At 72.9% G+C, this 17,489-nt stretch carries 17 protein-coding genes; 7 read left to right on the top strand and 10 right to left on the bottom strand.

Annotation, left to right across the window (positions count from 1 at the left end):
- Window positions 1-11: 11 nt before the first annotated feature.
- From ACQ1X7_RS06455 to ACQ1X7_RS06465, 3 genes are all read right to left on the bottom strand, one after another.
- A complete protein-coding gene (locus ACQ1X7_RS06455; RefSeq protein WP_432477345.1) occupies window positions 12-500 on the bottom strand; it encodes a DUF6326 family protein in 489 nt (162 codons plus the stop codon).
- Between the two features lie 254 nt (window positions 501-754).
- Window positions 755-1,408: a DUF1707 SHOCT-like domain-containing protein gene (locus tag ACQ1X7_RS06460; protein WP_432477346.1), complete on the bottom strand. Its 654-nt coding sequence runs from the start codon at window positions 1,406-1,408 to the stop codon at window positions 755-757.
- A gap of 44 nt (window positions 1,409-1,452) precedes the next feature.
- A complete protein-coding gene (locus ACQ1X7_RS06465) occupies window positions 1,453-5,730 on the bottom strand; it encodes a patatin-like protein (protein ID WP_432477347.1) in 4,278 nt (1,425 codons plus the stop codon).
- A 113-nt stretch (window positions 5,731-5,843) separates the two neighbouring features.
- Here ACQ1X7_RS06465 and ACQ1X7_RS06470 point away from each other — a divergent pair, with 113 nt between their 5' ends.
- The 4 genes from ACQ1X7_RS06470 to ACQ1X7_RS06485 all read left to right on the top strand — a co-directional run bounded on the left by ACQ1X7_RS06470 (window position 5,844) and on the right by ACQ1X7_RS06485 (window position 9,415).
- On the top strand, window positions 5,844-7,538 hold the full coding sequence (locus ACQ1X7_RS06470) for a fumarate hydratase (protein ID WP_432477348.1): 1,695 nt from the start codon (window positions 5,844-5,846) through the stop codon (window positions 7,536-7,538).
- Between the two features lie 55 nt (window positions 7,539-7,593).
- The gene (locus tag ACQ1X7_RS06475) at window positions 7,594-7,890 is read left to right on the top strand and encodes a zf-TFIIB domain-containing protein (RefSeq protein WP_432477349.1); all 297 of its coding nucleotides are present in this window, start codon (window positions 7,594-7,596) and stop codon (window positions 7,888-7,890) included.
- A 76-nt stretch (window positions 7,891-7,966) separates the two neighbouring features.
- Window positions 7,967-8,647, top strand: coding sequence for a spermidine synthase (locus ACQ1X7_RS06480; RefSeq protein WP_432477350.1), 681 nt, complete (start codon window positions 7,967-7,969; stop codon window positions 8,645-8,647).
- Window positions 8,648-8,656: 9 nt separating this feature from the next.
- Window positions 8,657-9,415 carry a class I SAM-dependent methyltransferase gene (locus tag ACQ1X7_RS06485; protein ID WP_432477351.1) on the top strand — a complete coding sequence of 253 codons (759 nt, stop codon included), beginning with the start codon at window positions 8,657-8,659 and terminating at the stop codon, window positions 9,413-9,415.
- On the opposite strand, the gene ACQ1X7_RS06490 is transcribed toward ACQ1X7_RS06485, so the two are convergent.
- The 3 genes from ACQ1X7_RS06490 to ACQ1X7_RS06500 are packed head-to-tail and all read right to left on the bottom strand — an operon-like array spanning window position 9,412 to window position 10,818.
- Entirely contained in the window at window positions 9,412-9,921 is a 510-nt protein-coding gene (locus ACQ1X7_RS06490; protein ID WP_432477352.1) for an SRPBCC family protein, read from the bottom strand. The genes ACQ1X7_RS06485 and ACQ1X7_RS06490 overlap by 4 nt on opposite strands.
- Window positions 9,918-10,274: an ArsR/SmtB family transcription factor gene (locus ACQ1X7_RS06495; protein WP_432477353.1), complete on the bottom strand. Its 357-nt coding sequence runs from the start codon at window positions 10,272-10,274 to the stop codon at window positions 9,918-9,920. The genes ACQ1X7_RS06490 and ACQ1X7_RS06495 overlap by 4 nt, the downstream gene beginning before the upstream one ends.
- Window positions 10,275-10,305: 31 nt before the next feature.
- The gene (locus ACQ1X7_RS06500; RefSeq protein ID WP_432477354.1) at window positions 10,306-10,818 is read right to left on the bottom strand and encodes an HTH domain-containing protein; all 513 of its coding nucleotides are present in this window, start codon (window positions 10,816-10,818) and stop codon (window positions 10,306-10,308) included.
- 57 nt (window positions 10,819-10,875) lie between these two features.
- On the opposite strand from ACQ1X7_RS06500, the gene ACQ1X7_RS06505 reads away from it, so the two are divergent.
- From ACQ1X7_RS06505 to ACQ1X7_RS06515, 3 genes are read left to right on the top strand one after another with little or no spacing between them, the layout of a single operon-like run.
- Window positions 10,876-11,334 carry an SRPBCC family protein gene (locus ACQ1X7_RS06505; protein ID WP_432477355.1) on the top strand — a complete coding sequence of 153 codons (459 nt, stop codon included), beginning with the start codon at window positions 10,876-10,878 and terminating at the stop codon, window positions 11,332-11,334.
- Window positions 11,331-11,744: a DUF6855 family protein gene (locus ACQ1X7_RS06510; RefSeq protein WP_432477356.1), complete on the top strand. Its 414-nt coding sequence runs from the start codon at window positions 11,331-11,333 to the stop codon at window positions 11,742-11,744. The genes ACQ1X7_RS06505 and ACQ1X7_RS06510 overlap by 4 nt, the downstream gene beginning before the upstream one ends.
- 35 nt (window positions 11,745-11,779) lie before the next feature.
- Window positions 11,780-13,165: a class II fumarate hydratase gene (locus tag ACQ1X7_RS06515; protein ID WP_432477357.1), complete on the top strand. Its 1,386-nt coding sequence runs from the start codon at window positions 11,780-11,782 to the stop codon at window positions 13,163-13,165.
- Window positions 13,166-13,195: 30 nt separating this feature from the next.
- On the opposite strand, the gene ACQ1X7_RS06520 is transcribed toward ACQ1X7_RS06515, so the two are convergent.
- The 4 genes from ACQ1X7_RS06520 to ACQ1X7_RS06535 form a co-directional block, all read right to left on the bottom strand.
- Window positions 13,196-13,900: a calcium-binding protein gene (locus ACQ1X7_RS06520; RefSeq protein ID WP_432477358.1), complete on the bottom strand. Its 705-nt coding sequence runs from the start codon at window positions 13,898-13,900 to the stop codon at window positions 13,196-13,198.
- Between the two features lie 74 nt (window positions 13,901-13,974).
- Window positions 13,975-14,652 carry a lytic transglycosylase domain-containing protein gene (locus tag ACQ1X7_RS06525; protein WP_432477359.1) on the bottom strand — a complete coding sequence of 226 codons (678 nt, stop codon included), beginning with the start codon at window positions 14,650-14,652 and terminating at the stop codon, window positions 13,975-13,977.
- Window positions 14,653-14,914: 262 nt separating this feature from the next.
- Entirely contained in the window at window positions 14,915-16,288 is a 1,374-nt protein-coding gene (locus ACQ1X7_RS06530) for a PhoH family protein (RefSeq protein WP_432477360.1), read from the bottom strand.
- 386 nt (window positions 16,289-16,674) lie between these two features.
- Window positions 16,675-17,460: an isoprenyl transferase gene (locus ACQ1X7_RS06535; RefSeq protein ID WP_432477361.1), complete on the bottom strand. Its 786-nt coding sequence runs from the start codon at window positions 17,458-17,460 to the stop codon at window positions 16,675-16,677.
- Window positions 17,461-17,489 lie beyond the last annotated feature (29 nt).

Here is a 17,489-nt window from a genome sequence, read left to right on the forward strand (position 1 = left end):
GCCGTCTCGGCTCACGCTTGCTGCGGGGCGCGAGCTGCTCCACGGCCGGGTCCGGTCGCCACGGTCGCCGACGGTGCGGTGCGGGGCCAGGTCCAGGCGAACCGCAGGATGAGGGCGAGAAGGATCACTTCCAGGACGACGCCCAGGCCGTAGAAGTACGTCCAGGACTCGCCCACCACGTTGAACGCCGCGTAGGGGATCTGTACCGAAGCCACGACGAGGTTCGTGATGCGGTTCGCCCGGGCGGGCAGCGTCGTCGACAGCACGACCATGAAGATCGGGATCGCCATGAGCGCGAGGAAGGTGGTCAACAGCGTCTGGCTGACGTCGAACTCCCAGACCTTGCCGGCGAGGATGCCGTCGACGACGCCGGGCTTGAAGAAGGCGATGATGTCCACGTAGGCGTACAGGAACATGACGCCTGTCCACGCCGCGGCGAGCTTGGCCTCCACCGGGATGGGCCGGTCTTGGAGTGTGGCGGTGGGTCGACGTGTGGTCATCCTGGGCTCCGTTGTCGTGGTGAGGATCGCTAGGTCCACGATCGCTGGGCCCGGCGGCGCGCACATCGGCCCGGAGGCCGGAGTTCGCCTGGCCGATGGCATCGGTTCCACTCGTACTTTCCGCCGATCCATCGGCGGCCGCGCCGTCCCTGCTTGGGGCAGGAGGTGCCGAAGGCTCGACGTGAGGTGGACCGGGTCCAGCCGGTGGACCGGGTCGACCACAGGTCTTGGCCGTGCCGCACCGCAGCGGCCGGTCAGTGGCCGGGCAGGATCTTCCGCTTCTTCTGGCGGGGCGGGCCCTTGCGGGTGACGGTGACGCCGGCCATCAGCGCCACGCCCTTGACCCGGACGACCGGGGAGTCCGCGGTCAGCTCCGCCGCCACCTTGTCGCGGCCCTGCTCGAAGGCCCCCATGATCCCGACGCCCTCGATGATCACGTGGGTCGCTGCGTCGACGGTGATGTCGACGCCCGCCATCACGGCGTTCGCGTAGATGACCGTCTCGCGCTCGGCGAACGTCGCCTCCCGCAGGTCGAGGTCGACCCCGCCCATGAGGGCGAACGCCTGGTGCCGGGGCGGGACCAGCCACGGGCCCTTGCGGGTGCAGCCGCCCATGATCGCCAGCGACGAGTCGTACGTCGTGGTGGCCGGCAGCGTCTCGCGGCGCGGCGCCGGCGCCGTCGACGGCTGCTCGCCGTGGGCGGGGAGGTCGATGGTGATGGGGACCAGGTCGGCGTAGGTCTTCGCGGCGTACGCCGCCTCGAGCCGCTCGTCGAGCTCCTCCAGGTCCAGCCGACCCTCGGCCGCGGCGTCGCGGAGCAGCTCGGCGACCTTGTGCCGGTCGGCGTCGGAGATCCGCAGCCGTGACGGGTCCCCCGGCTGCGGTGTCGGCTCGAGCGGTCCTCCCATGCGGATCACCCTAGGGCGTGCCCCTCAATCCGGCGCCACGCACGCTAGCGGAGGGCGACCAGCAGCCGGTCGACGAGGAACCGCACCCGGCCGCGGTCGGCGTCGCCGTCGAGGGCGGCGCGGACCTTTGCCACGCGCGCCCGCAGCTGCGGGCCGAGGTTGCCGCCGAGGGCGGTCTCCCAGGACGGCAGCAGCGCCGCCAGCCGCGCCACGTCCTCCTCGGACAGGGTTCGCGGCGCGTTCCACCGCCGCTCCAGGTCGGCCGCGGCCCGTGCGTGGTGGACAGCGCGGTCCAGCGCCTGGCCCTTCTCCGTGAGCCGGAGCGCGTCCTCGGCCGTGAGCCCGACGAAGCGACGGTGGGCGACCCCGCGGTGCACCAGGTCCAGCGCATACTCGCGGTGCCGGGCTGCCACGTCAGGTGGTCCCTCCTGCAGCGGCGGCAGCGGGCGCTGGCACTCCCGGCGCACCGCGGCCCCCACCGCCACCCACGGCAGGACCAGCGAGAGGCCCAGCAGGAGCACGGCGTAGGCCAGGCAGGCCGCGAACGCCGTCCGGCGCCCGGGCCCCGGGACCTCCCCCCAGACGGGCAGGCTCACCACGAACGCGATCAGCGCGAACCCGACCGCGTAGACCACGGCCCAACCAGCCGAGAGCGCGCGGGCGTCCGCCACGGGCGCGAAGCGGTAGGGCGGGTCACTCTCTCCTGTCGCCCCCAGTACCTGCATCCACCGCCCGGTGCGGTCGGAGGCCCAGCCGCAGACCAGTACGGCGACCAGCACCAGCGGCCAGACCCACAGGTGGGCCTCGACCCAGCCGAGCAGGTCGGTGCGGGACAGCCACCACACCGCCCCGACAAGAACCGCGAGCCCGGCCAGCCAGGCAAGCGCGGTCAGCCCGACCCACACCAGCGCGAGCACCCGACGGGCGACGGTCCGACCGAACGAGCGGGGCCGGGTCCGCCGGGAGCCGTCCGCGGGCGGGATGGGGCGCACGAAGCCCTGCCGGTCGGCGAGCCGGTCCAGCGCCACCCAGACGCTGCCCGCCGCCATCGGGATGCTGCCCAGGAGCATCAGGCCGAGCACCACCGCCAGCACCACCAGGAACGTCGACACACCGCCGGCGTCGTCTGGTCGCTGGGCCAGCGCGTAGATGACCAGCGGCACCACCGGGGCCAGCAGCACCACGCCGTGCAGCAGCGACCCGGTGCGCAGTGCGCCGTACGCGAAGGCGCCGAGCACGGCACCCGCTCCGACCGCGGCCGCGACCGGCTGCAGGCCCTCGGGGAGGACGCCGAGCAGGGCCAACGCGAGCGCGGTGCCGCCGAGCGCGAAGGCCAGCAACGCCAGGGCACGGGCGATGCCGCCACGGGCCAGTCCGGTGATCCCCCAGTAGGGCAGCAGCATGCCGCCGCGCAGCGTCCGGGTGACCGGCTTGAGCGCTCCCAGGCCGGAGCCCGACGAGTCGGCCACGGTCGTGACGACGGCGGCCGCGGAGGTGACGGTCCGGATCAGCAGGTCACTGCCGGCCTCCTCGTGCAGCGGCTCCGAGCCGATCCCGGCGCCGTCGAAGGCGGCGAGGGCCCGTCGGCTGTCCTCCTCGTCCGCAGCGTGGTGGGGGTCGCCCAGACGTCGCAGCAGCTCGTCGTGCTGGGCCACGAACTGCTCGCTCCGGGACCGGGGGTTGGCCCCGTCGACCCGGTCGCCGACGATGGCCGCGGCCAGGGCCGGCAGCTCGCTCGGGAGCGAGTCGAGGTGGAGCGCCCACGCGAAGATGTTCGCGAGCGACGGCATCGCCGACGGCAGGTCGGCGTCGGCGACGGTGAGGTCGAACGCCGTGCTCAGCTCGCGGCCCGCCGCCCTCGCGTCGGCGGGGAACGCCTCCGCGTCGAACCCCAGCGCCGCCAGGACGTCGGCCAGGGTGCGGTCGGCGCAGCGCCTCGCCTGCTCCTGGTGGATCTCCTTGACACGGGCCGCGTCCCCCTTCCCGGTCGGTTCGTGGCGGACGATGTAGCCGGACACCAGGGCGGCGCGGCGTACCCGTTTGGGGTCGAGCAGCGTGCGGGCCAGCATCGTGGCGCCGTCGGCGCGGCCCCAGATCCAGTCGTTGACCCGCCACGAGCGCTTCAGGAAGCCGCCGAACCGGTTGATCGCGTCTCCCCCGAGCTTCTCCCGGCCGTGGGTCGTGATCGTCGCGAACGGGTTCTGCGTCTCGGCGGAGACCTGCACCAGCTCGACCGGGATCGAGGCACCGGTGACGACCTCGTCGCCGAGGGCGGTGCTGACCACCTCGAGCTGCATCAGCCGGGTCAGCGCCGTCAGCCGGTCGGTCCCGTGGAGGAGCGCGTGCCAGCCCGGGAGGCCGGCGTCCTTCCCGACGGCGGTCCCGGCATGCCTCTCGAGCGACCGCACGCAGGTCAGCAGGACGTCGACCGTCTCCTCGACCAGCCGCCGCACCTCCGCCCCCGCGGAGGCCGGCGCCCGCAGCCGACCGTGGTCCTGGAGCGCCGCGGCCACCGCCCGGGCGACCTCGGCCGTGGCCTCGTCGAGCTTCTCGACCCGTTCGGCGACGGCGTCCTCGGAGATCGCGCCCGTCATCAGGTAGGCGTAGAACGCCAGCCGCAGGGTCCAGTACGCCCGGGTCGGGGGCAGCTCGAGCAGCGTCGGGTCGGTCTCCCACGCGTCGTCGGTCAGGTGGCGGGCCTCGCGGATCTGCTGGGCGAGCCCGAACACCTTCAGCCGGGCGGCGTTGACGGCCTCGAAGTCCTCGCCCTTGGGCAGGATCCAGACGAGTCGGCGGAGCAGGTCGGCGGCCCCCTCCGCCACCCCGAGCGCGGCGTCGATGCCCCAGTCCCACTGACCGACGGTGATCCGGAAGTGGTCGACGGTCGGGGCGGAGGCCGGCACGTAGGGCAGCACGTCGGCCGGGGAGCCGTCGGCGTCGCTCTCCCACATGTGCTGGGCCCGCACCGCCGCCGACCGCACCCGCTCGTAGCTCCACTTGTCGGGCAGGGTGGCCCCCATCAGCCCGTCGGGCGTCATGCCCGTGCGCCAGGCCGCCAGGTTGCGGCCGATGCGACGCTGGCGCAGCCTTCGGTACTGGCCGTAGACCGACCCGGTGAGCGCAGTGAGCGCGTCGGGCCCGGCGGGGCCGCCGCCCGTGGGTTCGAGCAGCTGCTGGAGCAGCTCGTTGCGGGTGCCGCGCCGTCCCGACACCGTCAGGTTGTGGCGCTCCAGCTCCTCGACGTAGGAGCGGCTGCCCTGGGCGGTGAGGGCGCCGAGCAGCCCGGTGAGCGACTGGGTGAGCTCGAACGGCTCGTCGCGCTCGTCGGGCGGGTCCTGCTCCTCGGCCGGCGCGTGGGGGAAGACCAGCAGCACGACGCGGCGTACCGGTCCGGCGGCAGGCATCTCCTCGATCGCCTGGAGCGCCTCCCGGGTGGGGGTGTTGGAGAGCGCCCCGCCGTCGGCGCAGTAGCGGGAGCGGTTGGTGGTCATCCCGGGGTTGCCCCAGAACTCCACGTGGTCGCCCATGTCCGGTCGCAGCTTCTGCTCCGGAGTGAGCGGCACGCCGGGCCGGTCGCGGTAGTCGGGGTGGAAGACCGGCACGTACGACGGCTCGAAGGCGAACGGGAAGCTGGCGGAGCTGCGGGAGGCGAGCGCCAGCCGGTCGGCCGTGCGGGCCAGCCGGTCCTCGGCGAAGGGGTCCTCGACCATGCCGGCGCGGCGCCGGAACCGGAACCGGCCGGCGTGCAGCCGCTGCGGCAGCGGCTGGCCCATGGAGTCGACCGACACCGCCTGGTTGCCGCCGATCACGGTGGTGGTGATGGTCAGGTCGACGGGTGCCTCGTCCGGGCCGACGTGGCCGGTTCCCCGGGCCAGCCGCCCGAGCGCGGCGTTGAGCGCCGGCAGGAAGTACTCGTCGCCCTGGAGCAGCGACCGGGGCTGGCCGCGGAACGGCTGGCGGAGCAGGTTCTCGAACCGCCCCTGCTCGATCCACAGGTCGCGCAGGGCCGACGGCGACGCGTGCCGGTTGACCTGGGTCAGCGCGAGGGCGGCGCCGTTGATGCCGCCCGCCGAGGTCCCCGTGATCACGTCGACGCGGGCCGCGCAGCCGGTGAGGCGCTTGAGCACCGAGTACGGCGTGCCCGCCGCCGGATCCGCCTTGGTGAGCCGGTCCAGCTCGAGGACGACGCCGCCCATCCAGACGGCGAGCGAGACGCCGCCGTTGAGCACGACCGCGAGCCGCACCTGCTCCTCCGGGACCGCGTGCAGCTCCGCGTGCCCGAGCAGTCCCGTGGTCCCCACCTGCGCCGTCGTGGCCGCCATCGCGCCTCCCGTGCCGACACCCTCCGAACTCAGCGTGGCACCTCCCCGGCGCGCGCGGAATACCCACGACGGAGGGCCTGGGCGGCACCCCGGCTCCGGGCTACCCTGCCGGGGTGAGCACCTCACCCGAGTTCCGCCACTCCGACCTGCTGCCGACCGCGGCCGACGACACGCCGTACCGCCTCCTGACCACCGAGGGGGTGTCGACCTTCGAGGCCGTGGTCGACGGGCAGAGCCGGACCTTCCTCCAGGTCCGACCGGAGGCGATCCGTCGGCTCACCGACGAGGCGATGCACGACATCGCCCACTACCTGCGGCCGGCCCACCTCGCCCAGCTGCGGAGGATCATCGACGACCCGGAAGCGTCGGGCAACGACCGCTTCGTCGCGCTGGACCTGCTCAAGAACGTCAACATCTCCGCCGGCGGCGTGCTGCCGATGTGCCAGGACACCGGCACCGCGATCGTGATGGGCAAGAAGACCGAGGGCGTGCTGACCGGGGCCGACGACGGCGAGTGGATCTCCCGCGGGGTGTTCGACGCCTACACGCGGCTCAACCTCCGCTACAGCCAGATGGCGCCGCTGTCCATGTTCGAGGAGAAGAACACCGGCTCCAACCTGCCGGCGCAGGTGGAGCTCTACTCGGTGCCCGGTGACGCCCCCGAGTACAAGTTCCTCTTCATGGCCAAGGGCGGCGGCTCGGCCAACAAGTCCTTCCTGTTCCAGGAGACCAAGGCGATCCTCAACCCGCAGCGGATCCTGACCTACCTCGACGAGAAGATCCGCTCGCTCGGCACCGCCGCCTGCCCGCCCTACCACCTCGCGGTGGTCATCGGCGGCACGTCGGCCGAGTACGCCCTCAAGACGGCCAAGCTGGCCTCCGCCCACTACCTCGACCGCCTCCCGACCGAGGGGTCGATGGCCGGCCACGGGTTCCGCGACCTCGACCTCGAGGAGCAGGTGTTCGAGCTGACGCAGTCGTTCGGCATCGGTGCGCAGTTCGGCGGCAAGTACTTCTGCCACGACGTCCGGGTCGTGCGGCTGCCGCGGCACGGGGCGTCCTGCCCGGTCGCGATCGCGGTCTCCTGCTCGGCCGACCGGCAGGCCCTCGGCAAGATCACGCCGGAGGGGGTGTTCCTCGAGCAGCTCGAGACCGACCCCGCGCAGTACATGCCGGACGCCGGCACCGCCGAGACCATCAGCGGGGGCGAGGTGGTGCCGATCGACCTCACCCGGCCGATGGAGGAGATCCTGGCGGAGCTCCGCCGGCACCCGGTCAAGACCCGGCTCTCGCTGACGGGGCCGCTGGTGGTGGCCCGCGACATCGCCCACGCGAAGATCAAGGAGCGGCTCGACGCCGGCGAGGAGATGCCGGCGTACCTCCGCGACCACCCGGTCTACTACGCGGGCCCCGCCAAGACGCCCGAGGGGATGCCGTCGGGCTCCTTCGGCCCGACCACGGCGGGGCGGATGGACTCCTACGTCGAGCAGTTCCAGGCCGCCGGTGGCTCGATGGTGATGCTGGCCAAGGGCAACCGCTCGAAGGTCGTCGCGGACGCCTGCCGCCAGCACGGCGGCTTCTACCTCGGGTCGATCGGCGGCCCGGCCGCGCGGCTGGCCCAGGACTGCATCCGGTCCGTCGACGTGATCGAGTACGAGGAGCTCGGCATGGAGGCGGTCTGGAAGATCGAGGTCGAGGACTTCCCGGCGTTCATCGTGGTCGACCACGAGGGCAACGACTTCTTCACCGACCCCGCCGGCACCACGACGATCCCGCTCACGGGCCTCCGGGTGCGGTCGCGGGAGTGACCCGGGAACCCCGCAGGTGGCGTCCTCGTTCCTCGGGGTGACGACAGGAGCCGACATGAAGTGTCCCAACGACGGAACGACGCTCACCATGAGCGAGCGCAGCGGGATCGAGATCGACTACTGCCCCGACTGCCGCGGAGTCTGGCTGGACCGGGGTGAGCTGGACAAGCTGATCGAGCGCTCGACGGACTACGCCGCAGCGCCCGAGGGGCGAGCCTCGTCCTACGAACGCGAGAGGGACGAGCGGCAGCAGCACTACCAGCAGCGGTACGCCGATCCCCAGCGATACCCGCAGCAGCAGCCCTACCGCAAGAAGCGCAAGGAGAGCTGGCTCAGCGACATCTTCGACTGAGGGCCGACGGACCCGCGACGGAGCGTGTCGAGACCGGTGCGGGCCGCACGCGTCGTCACCACGTAGCGTCCTGCCCGTGGAGTACGTCGAGCTGGCCCGTGCGGAGTCCGAGCGCGGCGAGCTGGTGCTGCGCCAGCGGCAGGAGGCCGGCGGGCCGGCGATCCTCGAGCTGCGGGCGAACGGCGTCTTCGTGATGGACAGCGCGGAGTTCACCAGCGAGCGGGCGCTCGCCACCTCGGCCCTGGCGCTGGTCGAGGACCCACGTGACGTGCTCGTCGGTGGGATGGGCCTGGGCTTCACCATGCACGAGGTGCTCGCCGACCCGCGCGTCGAGCGGTGCACGGTCGTGGAGATCGAGGAGGCCCTCGTCGGCTGGATGCGCGACGGGACGATCGGCCACGGGCAGACGATGCTGGCCGACGCGCGCGCGAACCCGGTCGTCGCCGACGTCACGGTCGCGCTGGCCGAGGGGCCGCCGGCGTCGTACGACCTGGTGCTGCTCGACGTCGACAACGGCCCGAACTTCCTGGTCCACGAGTCCAACGCCCGGATCTACGAGGAGGGGTTCCTCGCCGAGGCGCGGCGGCTCCTGCGGCCCGGCGGAGCGCTGGCGATCTGGTCGATGGACGACGCGCCGGCGCTGCGGCAGACCATGGCGGCGGTGTTCGACGAGGCGGCGGCCGTGCCGCAGCCGGTGCGGCTCCAGGACCGCGACGAGCAGTACTGGCTGCTGGTCGGTCGGGTGGCCCGCGCCTAGAGTGGATGGATGCTCTTCGACGTCACCGCCGACGCCTACGGCCGGTTCATGGGGAGATACTCCGAGCCGTTGGCCGATCAGCTCGTGGCGATGGCCGGCCTGCGGGCCACCGACCGAGTGCTCGACGTGGGCTGCGGACCGGGGGCGCTGACCGCGCGGCTGGTCGCCGTCGCCGGCACCGGCCGGGTCACCGCGATCGACCCGTCCTCGTCGTTCGTCGCCGCCGTCGCCGCCCGCCTTCCGGGCGTGGACGTCCGTGAGGCGAGTGCCGAGGCGCTGCCGTTTCCCGACCACGGGTTCGATGCGACGTTGGCCCAGCTGGTGGTGCACTTCATGAGCGACCCGGTGGCGGGCCTGCGCGAGATGGCCCGGGTCACGCGTCCGGGCGGTCCGGTGGTCGCCTCGGTCTGGGACCACGGCGGCGGCCGAGGACCGTCGTCGCCGTTCTGGCGAGGTGTCGCGGACGTCCACCCCGGCGCGCGCGACGAGAGCGACCCTCCCGGCTCACGCGAGGGCCACCTGCGCCAGCTCTTCGAGGACGCCGGCCTGGACGACCTCGACGAGACGGTGCTCACCGTGACCGTGCCGTACGAGAGCTTCGAGGAGTGGTGGGAGCCCTACACCTTCGGGGTCGGGCCGGCCGGCGCCTACGTCGACCGGCTGGACGAGGCGGACCGGCAGCGGGTGCGTGACGCGTGCGCGGCGCAGCTGCCCACGGCGCCCTTCGAGGTCACGGCGTCGGCGTGGACGGTGCGCGGGCGGGCCTAGCCGAACTCGGCGCGGTAGTGGTCGGCCAGGGCCGGGTAGTAGTCGTCCCACACCACCCCGGCCACGTCGCGGCCGTCGTGGGCGACGACCAGCCGGTCGAGGTAGTAGTCCCAGCCCGGCCCGACGCTCTCGACCTGGATCGCCTCCTCGAGGCGCTGGGCGAAGGTCAGCACCGTCACGCCGCCGGCCTCCGCCAGGTCGAGCTCGAGCCGCCACACGGTCTCCTCGCCCGCTCCGGTCGACTCGGTGACCAGGTGCCGCGGCGGGTCGCACGCCACGATCCGGTGCGTCTCGGCCGGCGCGTCCTCCCCCTCGGCCGTCATCCGGAACTCGATCGAGCCGCTGGCCGGGTCGCCGGACCAGGTGCCGATCCAGCGTTCCAGCCGCGCGGGCTCGGTCACGGACGCCCAGACGTCGGTGATCGGCGCGCGGAACTCACGGCGGAACTCGACGTACGTCGTCCCGTCGCGCTGGTCGCGGCGCCCGGTGGCGGTGGGGTGAGTCATGCGGTCTCCTCGTCGTGGGCGGAGTCGGTCGGGGTCGGGCGTCGCTCCCTGCCGGTACGGCGGACCTCGAGCTCGAGGCCGTCGAGCAGGTGCTCGGGCACGGGGCCGCGCAGCTCGCGTAGCAGGTCGGCGACCGGCCGCAGCCCGGGTCTGGCCAGCGTGTAGTGGCGCTCGCGGCCGCGGTCCTCGACCTCGACGAGGGCGGCCTCTCCCAGCAGCCGCAGGTGGCGGCTGATGGCGGGGCGGCTCACCGGGTGGTCGGCGGCGAGGTCGACCACCCGCGCCGGGCCCCGGGCCAGCCGACGGAGCAGGTCGCGGCGGACCGGGTCGGCGAGCGCGGCGAACGGGTCCATGGACTATTGGTAACCGTTTCGTTACCAATAGTCAAGCGTGCAGGGCGGCGATGTGCCGGCCGAGCTCGGCCATGGTGCGCCGCATCGTCAGCGGCAGCAGCACCTCCACGTCGGCCCCGAGCGCCAGCAGCTCCTGGGCGGCCACCTCGTACGACGGGAACCGGAACGACCCCTCGACCCAGCCGGGTCGGTCGGGGCCAGGCTCGGCGCCGGGGCGCGACCGCCACCCCTCGGGTCGGCCCAGGACGAGCGCGAGCTGGAGCGCCGCCGGCGACAGCCGGACCCGGACCCGGCGCAGCTGGCCGGCCGGCGCCACGATGCCCGCCGGCAGCGCCGGCACGTCGTGGTCGAAGGTGTCGAGCAGCTCGAAGCCGCCCTGGCAGCCCCGCACGGCGTACACGGGCACACCCGACGAGCTGAGCCGGTCCAGGTCGCGGAGCACGGTGCGTGAGGACACCTCGAGCCGGTCCGCGAGCTCGCGTGCGCTCATCCGGCCGCCGTTCTTCAGCAGCAGGAGCAGGCTCAGCAGCCGCTGCGCGCTCACTTCTCCCGACCGATCACTGACACATGATGTCAGGTATGGGTCGGCACCATGGTCGCCATGAGGCACTTCGCAGCCCGGACCGAGATCGCCGCCCCTGCCGCGCGGGTGTGGGACACGCTGCTGGACGTCGCGGCCTGGCCCTCCTGGGACCCGGGCCTGGATCGGGTCGAGGGGACCCTCGACGAGGGCGGCCGGGTGACCATCCACGTCACGGAGAGCAGCCGACCGTTCCGGCTCCTCGTCACGGAGCGGGAGCCGGGGAGCAGCCTGGTGCTGCGGGGCGGCCTGCCGCTCGGCCTGTTCAGCGGCACCCGCCGCTACCGGCTGGAGGCGCGCGCCCCGGATCGGACGTCGTTCTCGATGGAGGAGTCGTACTCCGGCCTCCTCGCCCCGGCGATCACCCGGTCGATCCCCGACCTGCAACCGTCGTTCGACGCCTTCACCTCCGGACTCAGGCGTGCCGCCGAGACCCGGTCCAAGGACCGGCCGCTCGACCACGAGCGGGGCACCGCATGATCGACCACGTCGAGGGGAACGGCACCGCCGAGGACCCGTGGATCCTCACCACCCCGCCGGGCAGCTCGGAGTTCGACGCCTGGCACGACGAGGAGCGGGACGCCCTCGCCATCCGGGTCGGGTCGACCACGCTGAGCTACCAGTGGCGCAGCATCGCCGACCTGCACGCGATGCTCGTCGAGCACGGCGACTGGATGCCGCTCGGCAACGCCGACGAGCAGAAGCCCGCCAAGCCCGGGACGGTCGAGGCGTGGGCGAGGTCGGAGGACAACCCCGTCGGGGGGTGGTACGGCCTCCGCAAGGGCTACCGCGGCCGTTTCGGCACCTACGTCCCTCCCGTGCTGGAGCACCTCGGCCTGGCCGAGCTCGAGCACCTCCCCCGCAACAACCGGATGCGCGCCACGGGCTGAACCCCCGCGGCGCGGCGCCTTGTAGCGTCGGGAGCATGACCGACGACTACCGGACAGAGCACGACTCGATGGGCGAGGTGCGGGTACCCGCCGCCGCACTCTGGCGGGCGCAGACCCAGCGGGCGGTCGACAACTTCCCCGTCAGTGGCACCCCGATCGAGCCGCGGCTGGTCCAGGCCCTGGCCCTGGTCAAGCAGGCGGCGGCCCGGGCCAACGGCCGCCTGGGCGTGGTCGACCCGGGGCAGGCGCAGGCGATCGAGCACGCCGCGGCCGCCGTGGCTGCCGGCGAGCACCTCGACCACTTCCCGGTCGACGTGTTCCAGACCGGGTCCGGCACCAGCTCCAACATGAACATGAACGAGGTGCTCGCCTCGCTCGCCTCCCGCGGCGGAACCGACGTCCACCCCAACGACCACGTCAACGCCAGCCAGTCCAGCAACGACACCTTCCCGACCGCGATCCACGTCGCGGCCGCCCTGGCCGTCGTGGAGGACCTGCAACCGGCGCTCACCGTGCTCCGCGACAGCCTCCGCGCCAAGGCCGAGGAGTACGCCGGGCTGGTGAAGTCCGGCCGGACCCACCTGATGGACGCGACGCCGGTCATGCTCGGCCAGGAGCTCGGCGGCTACGCGGCCGTGCTGTCACTCGCGCAGGAGCGCCTCGACTCCGTCCTCCCCCGGGTGCGCGAGCTGCCGCTCGGCGGCACCGCCGTCGGCACCGGCATCAACACCCCCGAGGGCTTCGCCGCCGGCGCGATCGAGGCGCTGGGCGAGCTCACCGGCCAGCCGTTCACCGAGGCCCGCGACCACTTCGAGGCCCAGGGTGGCCGCGACTCGCTGGTCGAGCTCAGCGGCGTCCTGCGCACCATCGCGGTCGGCCTCACCAAGATCTGCAACGACCTGCGCTGGCTGGCCAGCGGACCCACCACCGGGCTCGCCGAGATCCGGCTGCCGGACCTGCAGCCGGGGTCGAGCATCATGCCGGGGAAGGTCAACCCGGTCCTGCCCGAGGCGACCCTCATGGTGTGTGCCCAGGTCGTCGGCAACGACGCGGCCGTCGCGTGGGCGGGTGCGGCCGGCAGCTTCGAGCTCAACGTCATGATGCCGGTCCTCGCCCGCAACGTGCTCGAGTCGGTCCGGCTCCTGGCCACGAGCACGCGGCTGCTCGCCGAGCGTTGCGTCGACGGGATCGAGGCCGACGCCGAGCGGATGCGCGCGTACGCCGAGTCCTCCCCCTCGATCGTGACCCCCCTCAACCGGGTCATCGGTTACGAGGAGGCCGCCAAGATCGCCAAGCGGGCCATGGCCGACGGCGCCACCATCCGCGACACCGTGATCGCGATGGGCTACCTCGAGCGGGGCGAGCTCACCGAGGCCCAGCTCGACGAGGCCCTCGACGTGGAGTCGATGACCCACCCCTGAGCGCTCGACGCAGGGTCGAGACGGCCCGGGTCACTGGAAGGTGCGGTCGACCCCGCTGCCCCCGCGGATCCTGTCGCGTCCGGACATCCCGACGATGCAGTCAGCGTCGGCGCCGCCCCAGAGCCGGTCGCGGCTGTCGCCGCCCCGGATCCAGTCCTTGCCGGCTCCGCCGACCGAGATGTCGCGGTCCATCGCGCCGCCGAGGTAGTCGTCGCCGCGGCCGCCGTACAGTGAGTCCCGCCCGGCGTCCCCGAGCACGGCCATGTCGAGGATGGCGGGCAGGCCGCGCCCGTCGACGCGGTCGTTGCCCAGCCGCGGCCGCACCTCGATCAGCGCGTGGTCGTCGGCGGTGGCGTCGGCAGGAACGCGGCAGGTCGCGGCGACCCCGGGGTCCACCCGCTGGCGGTCGCAGGCCCTCGGGAGCGACTTCCACGAGTCGACCCGGGTGTCACGGAAGCGCAACCGGCCGTTGTCGGTCATCGTGATCCTGAGGCGCGAGTTCTGCTCGGCAGCCGTGAGCCGGTAGCCGTACCGGGTGCGGGCGATCTTGGCCTGTCCCCGCACCGACTCCTGGGGCCCGTCGTCCGGCTTGATGGAGTCGTCGAACGGGTCGGCAGGGCCGTAGCCCTCCGGCTGGTCGGCGGTGGCAGGGCCCGAGCCCAGCGCCACGAGCGAGATCGTGACGGCGAGTGCGGCGACGGTGGCGGTGACGAGCCGCCGGAAGAGGCGAGCCATGGGGGGTCCTCCAGGGGGGTCGGGGGGCCACGATGGTAGGCACGTGGCGCTCCACATGGCCAGCCTCGCGGCCCTCAGTACCAGTTGTTGGCCTGCTTGAACTCCCAGGCAGCGCAGGGGGAGCCGTAGGAGTCGGCGATGTAGTCCAGACCCCAGCGGATCTGGGACTCCGCGGAGGTCATGTAGTCGGCGGGCAGGTCGTGCATCGAGGTGAGCGCCTGCGGGATGCCGTACGCCGACGAGGTCGGGTTGTCGGCGTCCACGCGCCAGTTGCTCTCGCTGACGTAGAGCGAGTCCAGGCAACCGAACTGGTCCCCGGAGAAGCCGTACGCCGGCAGCAGCGCCTGGGCGATCTCGCGCGGGTCGCCGCTGGAGACCTCCTCGGACCGGGTGACCCCGCCGCCGCCGTCCTGGGAGAGCGCCGCGGCCTTGGTCTCGTCGGTGCGGCCCCGGCTGTCGGAGCGGGAGACGGTGTCGCGCCGGTCCTCCATCTCGGCCTGGCTCAGCGAGGCCGCGATGGGGGCGGTCGAGGTGGTGTCGGTCGAGGTGGTGTCGGCCGCAGCGGGCTCCGTCTCGCCGTCTGCGTCGAGCACCCCGCCCACGACCGACGCGCCGGTCGCCGCCACGGCGACCGATGAGAGCAGCATCGTGTTGCGCACCACCGTCCCGGGCGCGGACCGCGCGAAGCGGTTGGCGCGCGTCTGCCGGTGTCGGGGCGCGTACTTCTGACGTGCAGGGGAGGTGAGGGACATGAGTCGCTAACGGGGGTCGGAAACAGGGGGTCAGGGCAATCACTGCGACAAGGGGCCCGAACCACCGAGGTCACGAAATGATCACGAGGCACCCTGCCGCACCTGACGTGGTCATGCAAACCGAACGCCGGGAAATGACCCGGATGCACCATGCGATACCGGTCACACGGGACCCCACGAGCCACACCTGTCGCTCAGGTCACGCGACAGACCACCCGGTCGGGTCGCCGTGGTCACGGCGGCCCGGCCGGGTGTACGGCGCTCAGAGCGTGACGTTCTCCAGCATCTCGGTGACCAGGGCAGCGATGGGCGAGCGCTCGCTGCGGGTGAGCGTCACGTGGGCGAACAGCGGGTGACCCTTGAGCTTCTCGACCACGGCGACCACGCCGTCGTGCCGCCCCACCCGGAGGTTGTCGCGCTGCGCGACGTCGTGGGTGAGCACCACCTTGGAGTTGGCACCGATCCGGGACAGCACGGTCAGCAGCACGTTGCGCTCCAGCGACTGGGCCTCGTCGACGATGACGAAGGCGTCGTGCAGGGAACGGCCCCGGATGTGGGTGAGCGGCAGCACCTCGAGCATCCCGCGGTCGAGCACCTCGTCGATCACGTCGCGGGAGGTGACCGCCCCCAGGGTGTCGAAGACCGCCTGCGCCCAGGGGTTCATCTTCTCGGCCTCCGAGCCCGGGAGGTAGCCCAGCTCCTGGCCGCCGACTGCGAACAGCGGCCGGAAGACGACCACCTTCTGGTGCTGGCGACGCTCGAGCACCGCCTCCAGCCCGGCGCACAGGGCCAGTGCGGACTTGCCGGTGCCGGCGCGGCCGCCCAGCGACACGATCCCGACCTCGGGGTCGAGCAGCATCTCCAGCGCCACCCGCTGCTCGGCCGAGCGGCCGTGGATGCCGAACGCCTCCCGGTCGCCGCGCACCAGCTGGACCTGCTTGTCGGCGCCGACCCGGCCCAGCGCCGTACCACGCTCGGAGAGCAGCACCAGGCCGGTGTGGCAGGGCAGCTCGCGGGCGGTCTCGAGATCGACCGTGCCGTCCTCGTAGAGCTCGTCGAGCTCGCCGGCGGTCACGTCGAGCTCGGCCATGCCGGTGTAGCCGGTGTCGGAGTCGGAGCCCTTGAGACCGGACTCGGCGCGGTACTCCTCGGCGTCCAGGCCGACCGCGGAGGCCTTGATCCGCATCGGGAGGTCCTTGGAGACCAGGGTGACCGCGTGGCCCTCGTCGGCCAGGTTGCGCGCGACCGCGAGGATCCGGGTGTCGTTGTCGCCCAGCCGGAAGCCGGACGGGAGCGAGTCGGCGTCGGTGTGGTTGAGCTCGACCCGGACCGTGCCGTCCTCGTCGCCGATGGGCACCGCCTCGTCGAGGCGTCCGTGGGTCACCCTCAGCTCGTCGAGCAGCCGTAGCGCCGACCGGGCGAAGTAGCCCAGCTCGGGGTGGTGCCGCTTGGCCTCGAGCTCGGTGATCACCACGACCGGCAGCACCACCTCGTGCTCGTGGAAGCGCCTGATGGCGCCGGGGTCGGCGAGCAGCACGCTGGTGTCGAGCACGAACGTCCGGGTGGCGCCCGGAGGTGTCGCGGCGGACGGGGAGCTGGAGGCGGGCGCCTGGGACTTCTGGGCCGTGGTCGGCACGATGTCACCCCTCACGGACCGGCGCGCGCACTCCTCGCCCGGTCCTTGTTCCTACGCGGTGGACCGGACAGGGCGCGGTGGACCGGAGTGCCGGTCCCCGTGGTCGCCGCGGGATCCCCGTGGTGACCGACGGTCGTGATAGGTCACGAACTGCCCTCCCAGCACGACGAGCTTCCCCACTCGCCGATACCCGCGAAAGTACGCCCGCCGCCCACCCCGACTGTCGCGACACGCCCGAATCAGGGGTGACAGGAAGGTGAAGGAATCGTGGCGGGGTCGCCTCGGTCGGTTTCCCCGCTCAGGCGGGGAAACTGACGGTTGGCGCGGGAAGTTTCCCCCTCCAGGCTCCAGTTTCCCCGCTCAGGCGGGGAAACCGCCGCCCGCCCTCACGACCCGAACCGGCGCTCCCGCTGGGCGTACGCCCGGATGGCGCGCAAGAAGTCGACGCGGCGGAAGTCGGGCCAGTAGGCCTCGCAGAAGTAGAACTCCGACCGCGCGCTCTGCCAGAGCAGGAACCCGCCGAGCCGCTGCTCCCCCGAGGTGCGGATGACCAGGTCGGGGTCGGGCTGGCCCTTGGTGTAGAGGTGGTCGGCGATGTGCTCGACGTCGATCACCTGCGCGAGCTCCTCGAGGCTGGTGCCCCGGGTGGCGTGCTCGGCGAGCAGGGAGCGTACGGCGTCCGCGATCTCGCGCCGACCGCCGTACCCCACGGCGACGTTGACCAGCAGCCCCTCGACGTCGCGGGTCTCGTCGGCCGCCTGCTTCAGCCGGGCGGAGACCCGGGCCGGCAGCAGGTCCAGCGCACCCACCGGGTGCAGCCGCCACCGGCGCTGCTCCGCGAGGGCGGTGACCGCGTCGCCGATGATGTCGAGCAGCGGGTCGAGCTCGTCGGTGCCGCGGTTGAGGTTGTCGGTGGAGAGCAGCCACAGCGTGACCACCTCGACGCCGACCTCCTCGCACCAGTCGAGCAACGGCTCGATGTTGGCCGCCCCGACCCGGTGGCCGTGGGCGCTGTCGTGCCCGACTGCGCGCGCCCAGCGGCGGTTCCCGTCGAGCATCACGCCGACGTGCTTCGGGATCCGGTCGGCCGGCAGCGCCTTCACCATCCGCGCCTCGTAGGCGGGGTAGAGGGCGCTCCTGACGGCGTCCTTCACGCTTCGCAGGGTGGCCACGACTGCCGATGATAGACCCCGTGATCCTG

The sequence above is a fragment of the Nocardioides sp. GXQ0305 genome (genome assembly GCF_050880345.1).
Lineage (GTDB): Bacteria > Actinomycetota > Actinomycetes > Propionibacteriales > Nocardioidaceae > Nocardioides.

Bases quoted from the DNA above. Each gene is read 5' to 3' on its own strand.
- ACQ1X7_RS06455 (WP_432477345.1), bottom strand. From the start codon at position 500: ATGACCACACGTCGACCCACCGCCACACTCCAAGACCGGCCCATCCCG.
- ACQ1X7_RS06460 (WP_432477346.1), bottom strand. From the start codon at position 1,408: ATGGGAGGACCGCTCGAGCCGACACCGCAGCCGGGGGACCCGTCACGG.
- ACQ1X7_RS06465 (WP_432477347.1), bottom strand. From the start codon at position 5,730: ATGGCGGCCACGACGGCGCAGGTGGGGACCACGGGACTGCTCGGGCAC.
- ACQ1X7_RS06475 (WP_432477349.1), top strand. From the start codon at position 7,594: ATGAAGTGTCCCAACGACGGAACGACGCTCACCATGAGCGAGCGCAGC.
- ACQ1X7_RS06485 (WP_432477351.1), top strand. From the start codon at position 8,657: ATGCTCTTCGACGTCACCGCCGACGCCTACGGCCGGTTCATGGGGAGA.
- ACQ1X7_RS06490 (WP_432477352.1), bottom strand. From the start codon at position 9,921: ATGACTCACCCCACCGCCACCGGGCGCCGCGACCAGCGCGACGGGACG.
- ACQ1X7_RS06495 (WP_432477353.1), bottom strand. From the start codon at position 10,274: ATGGACCCGTTCGCCGCGCTCGCCGACCCGGTCCGCCGCGACCTGCTC.
- ACQ1X7_RS06505 (WP_432477355.1), top strand. From the start codon at position 10,876: ATGAGGCACTTCGCAGCCCGGACCGAGATCGCCGCCCCTGCCGCGCGG.
- ACQ1X7_RS06510 (WP_432477356.1), top strand. From the start codon at position 11,331: ATGATCGACCACGTCGAGGGGAACGGCACCGCCGAGGACCCGTGGATC.
- ACQ1X7_RS06515 (WP_432477357.1), top strand. From the start codon at position 11,780: ATGACCGACGACTACCGGACAGAGCACGACTCGATGGGCGAGGTGCGG.
- ACQ1X7_RS06520 (WP_432477358.1), bottom strand. From the start codon at position 13,900: ATGGCTCGCCTCTTCCGGCGGCTCGTCACCGCCACCGTCGCCGCACTC.
- ACQ1X7_RS06525 (WP_432477359.1), bottom strand. From the start codon at position 14,652: ATGTCCCTCACCTCCCCTGCACGTCAGAAGTACGCGCCCCGACACCGG.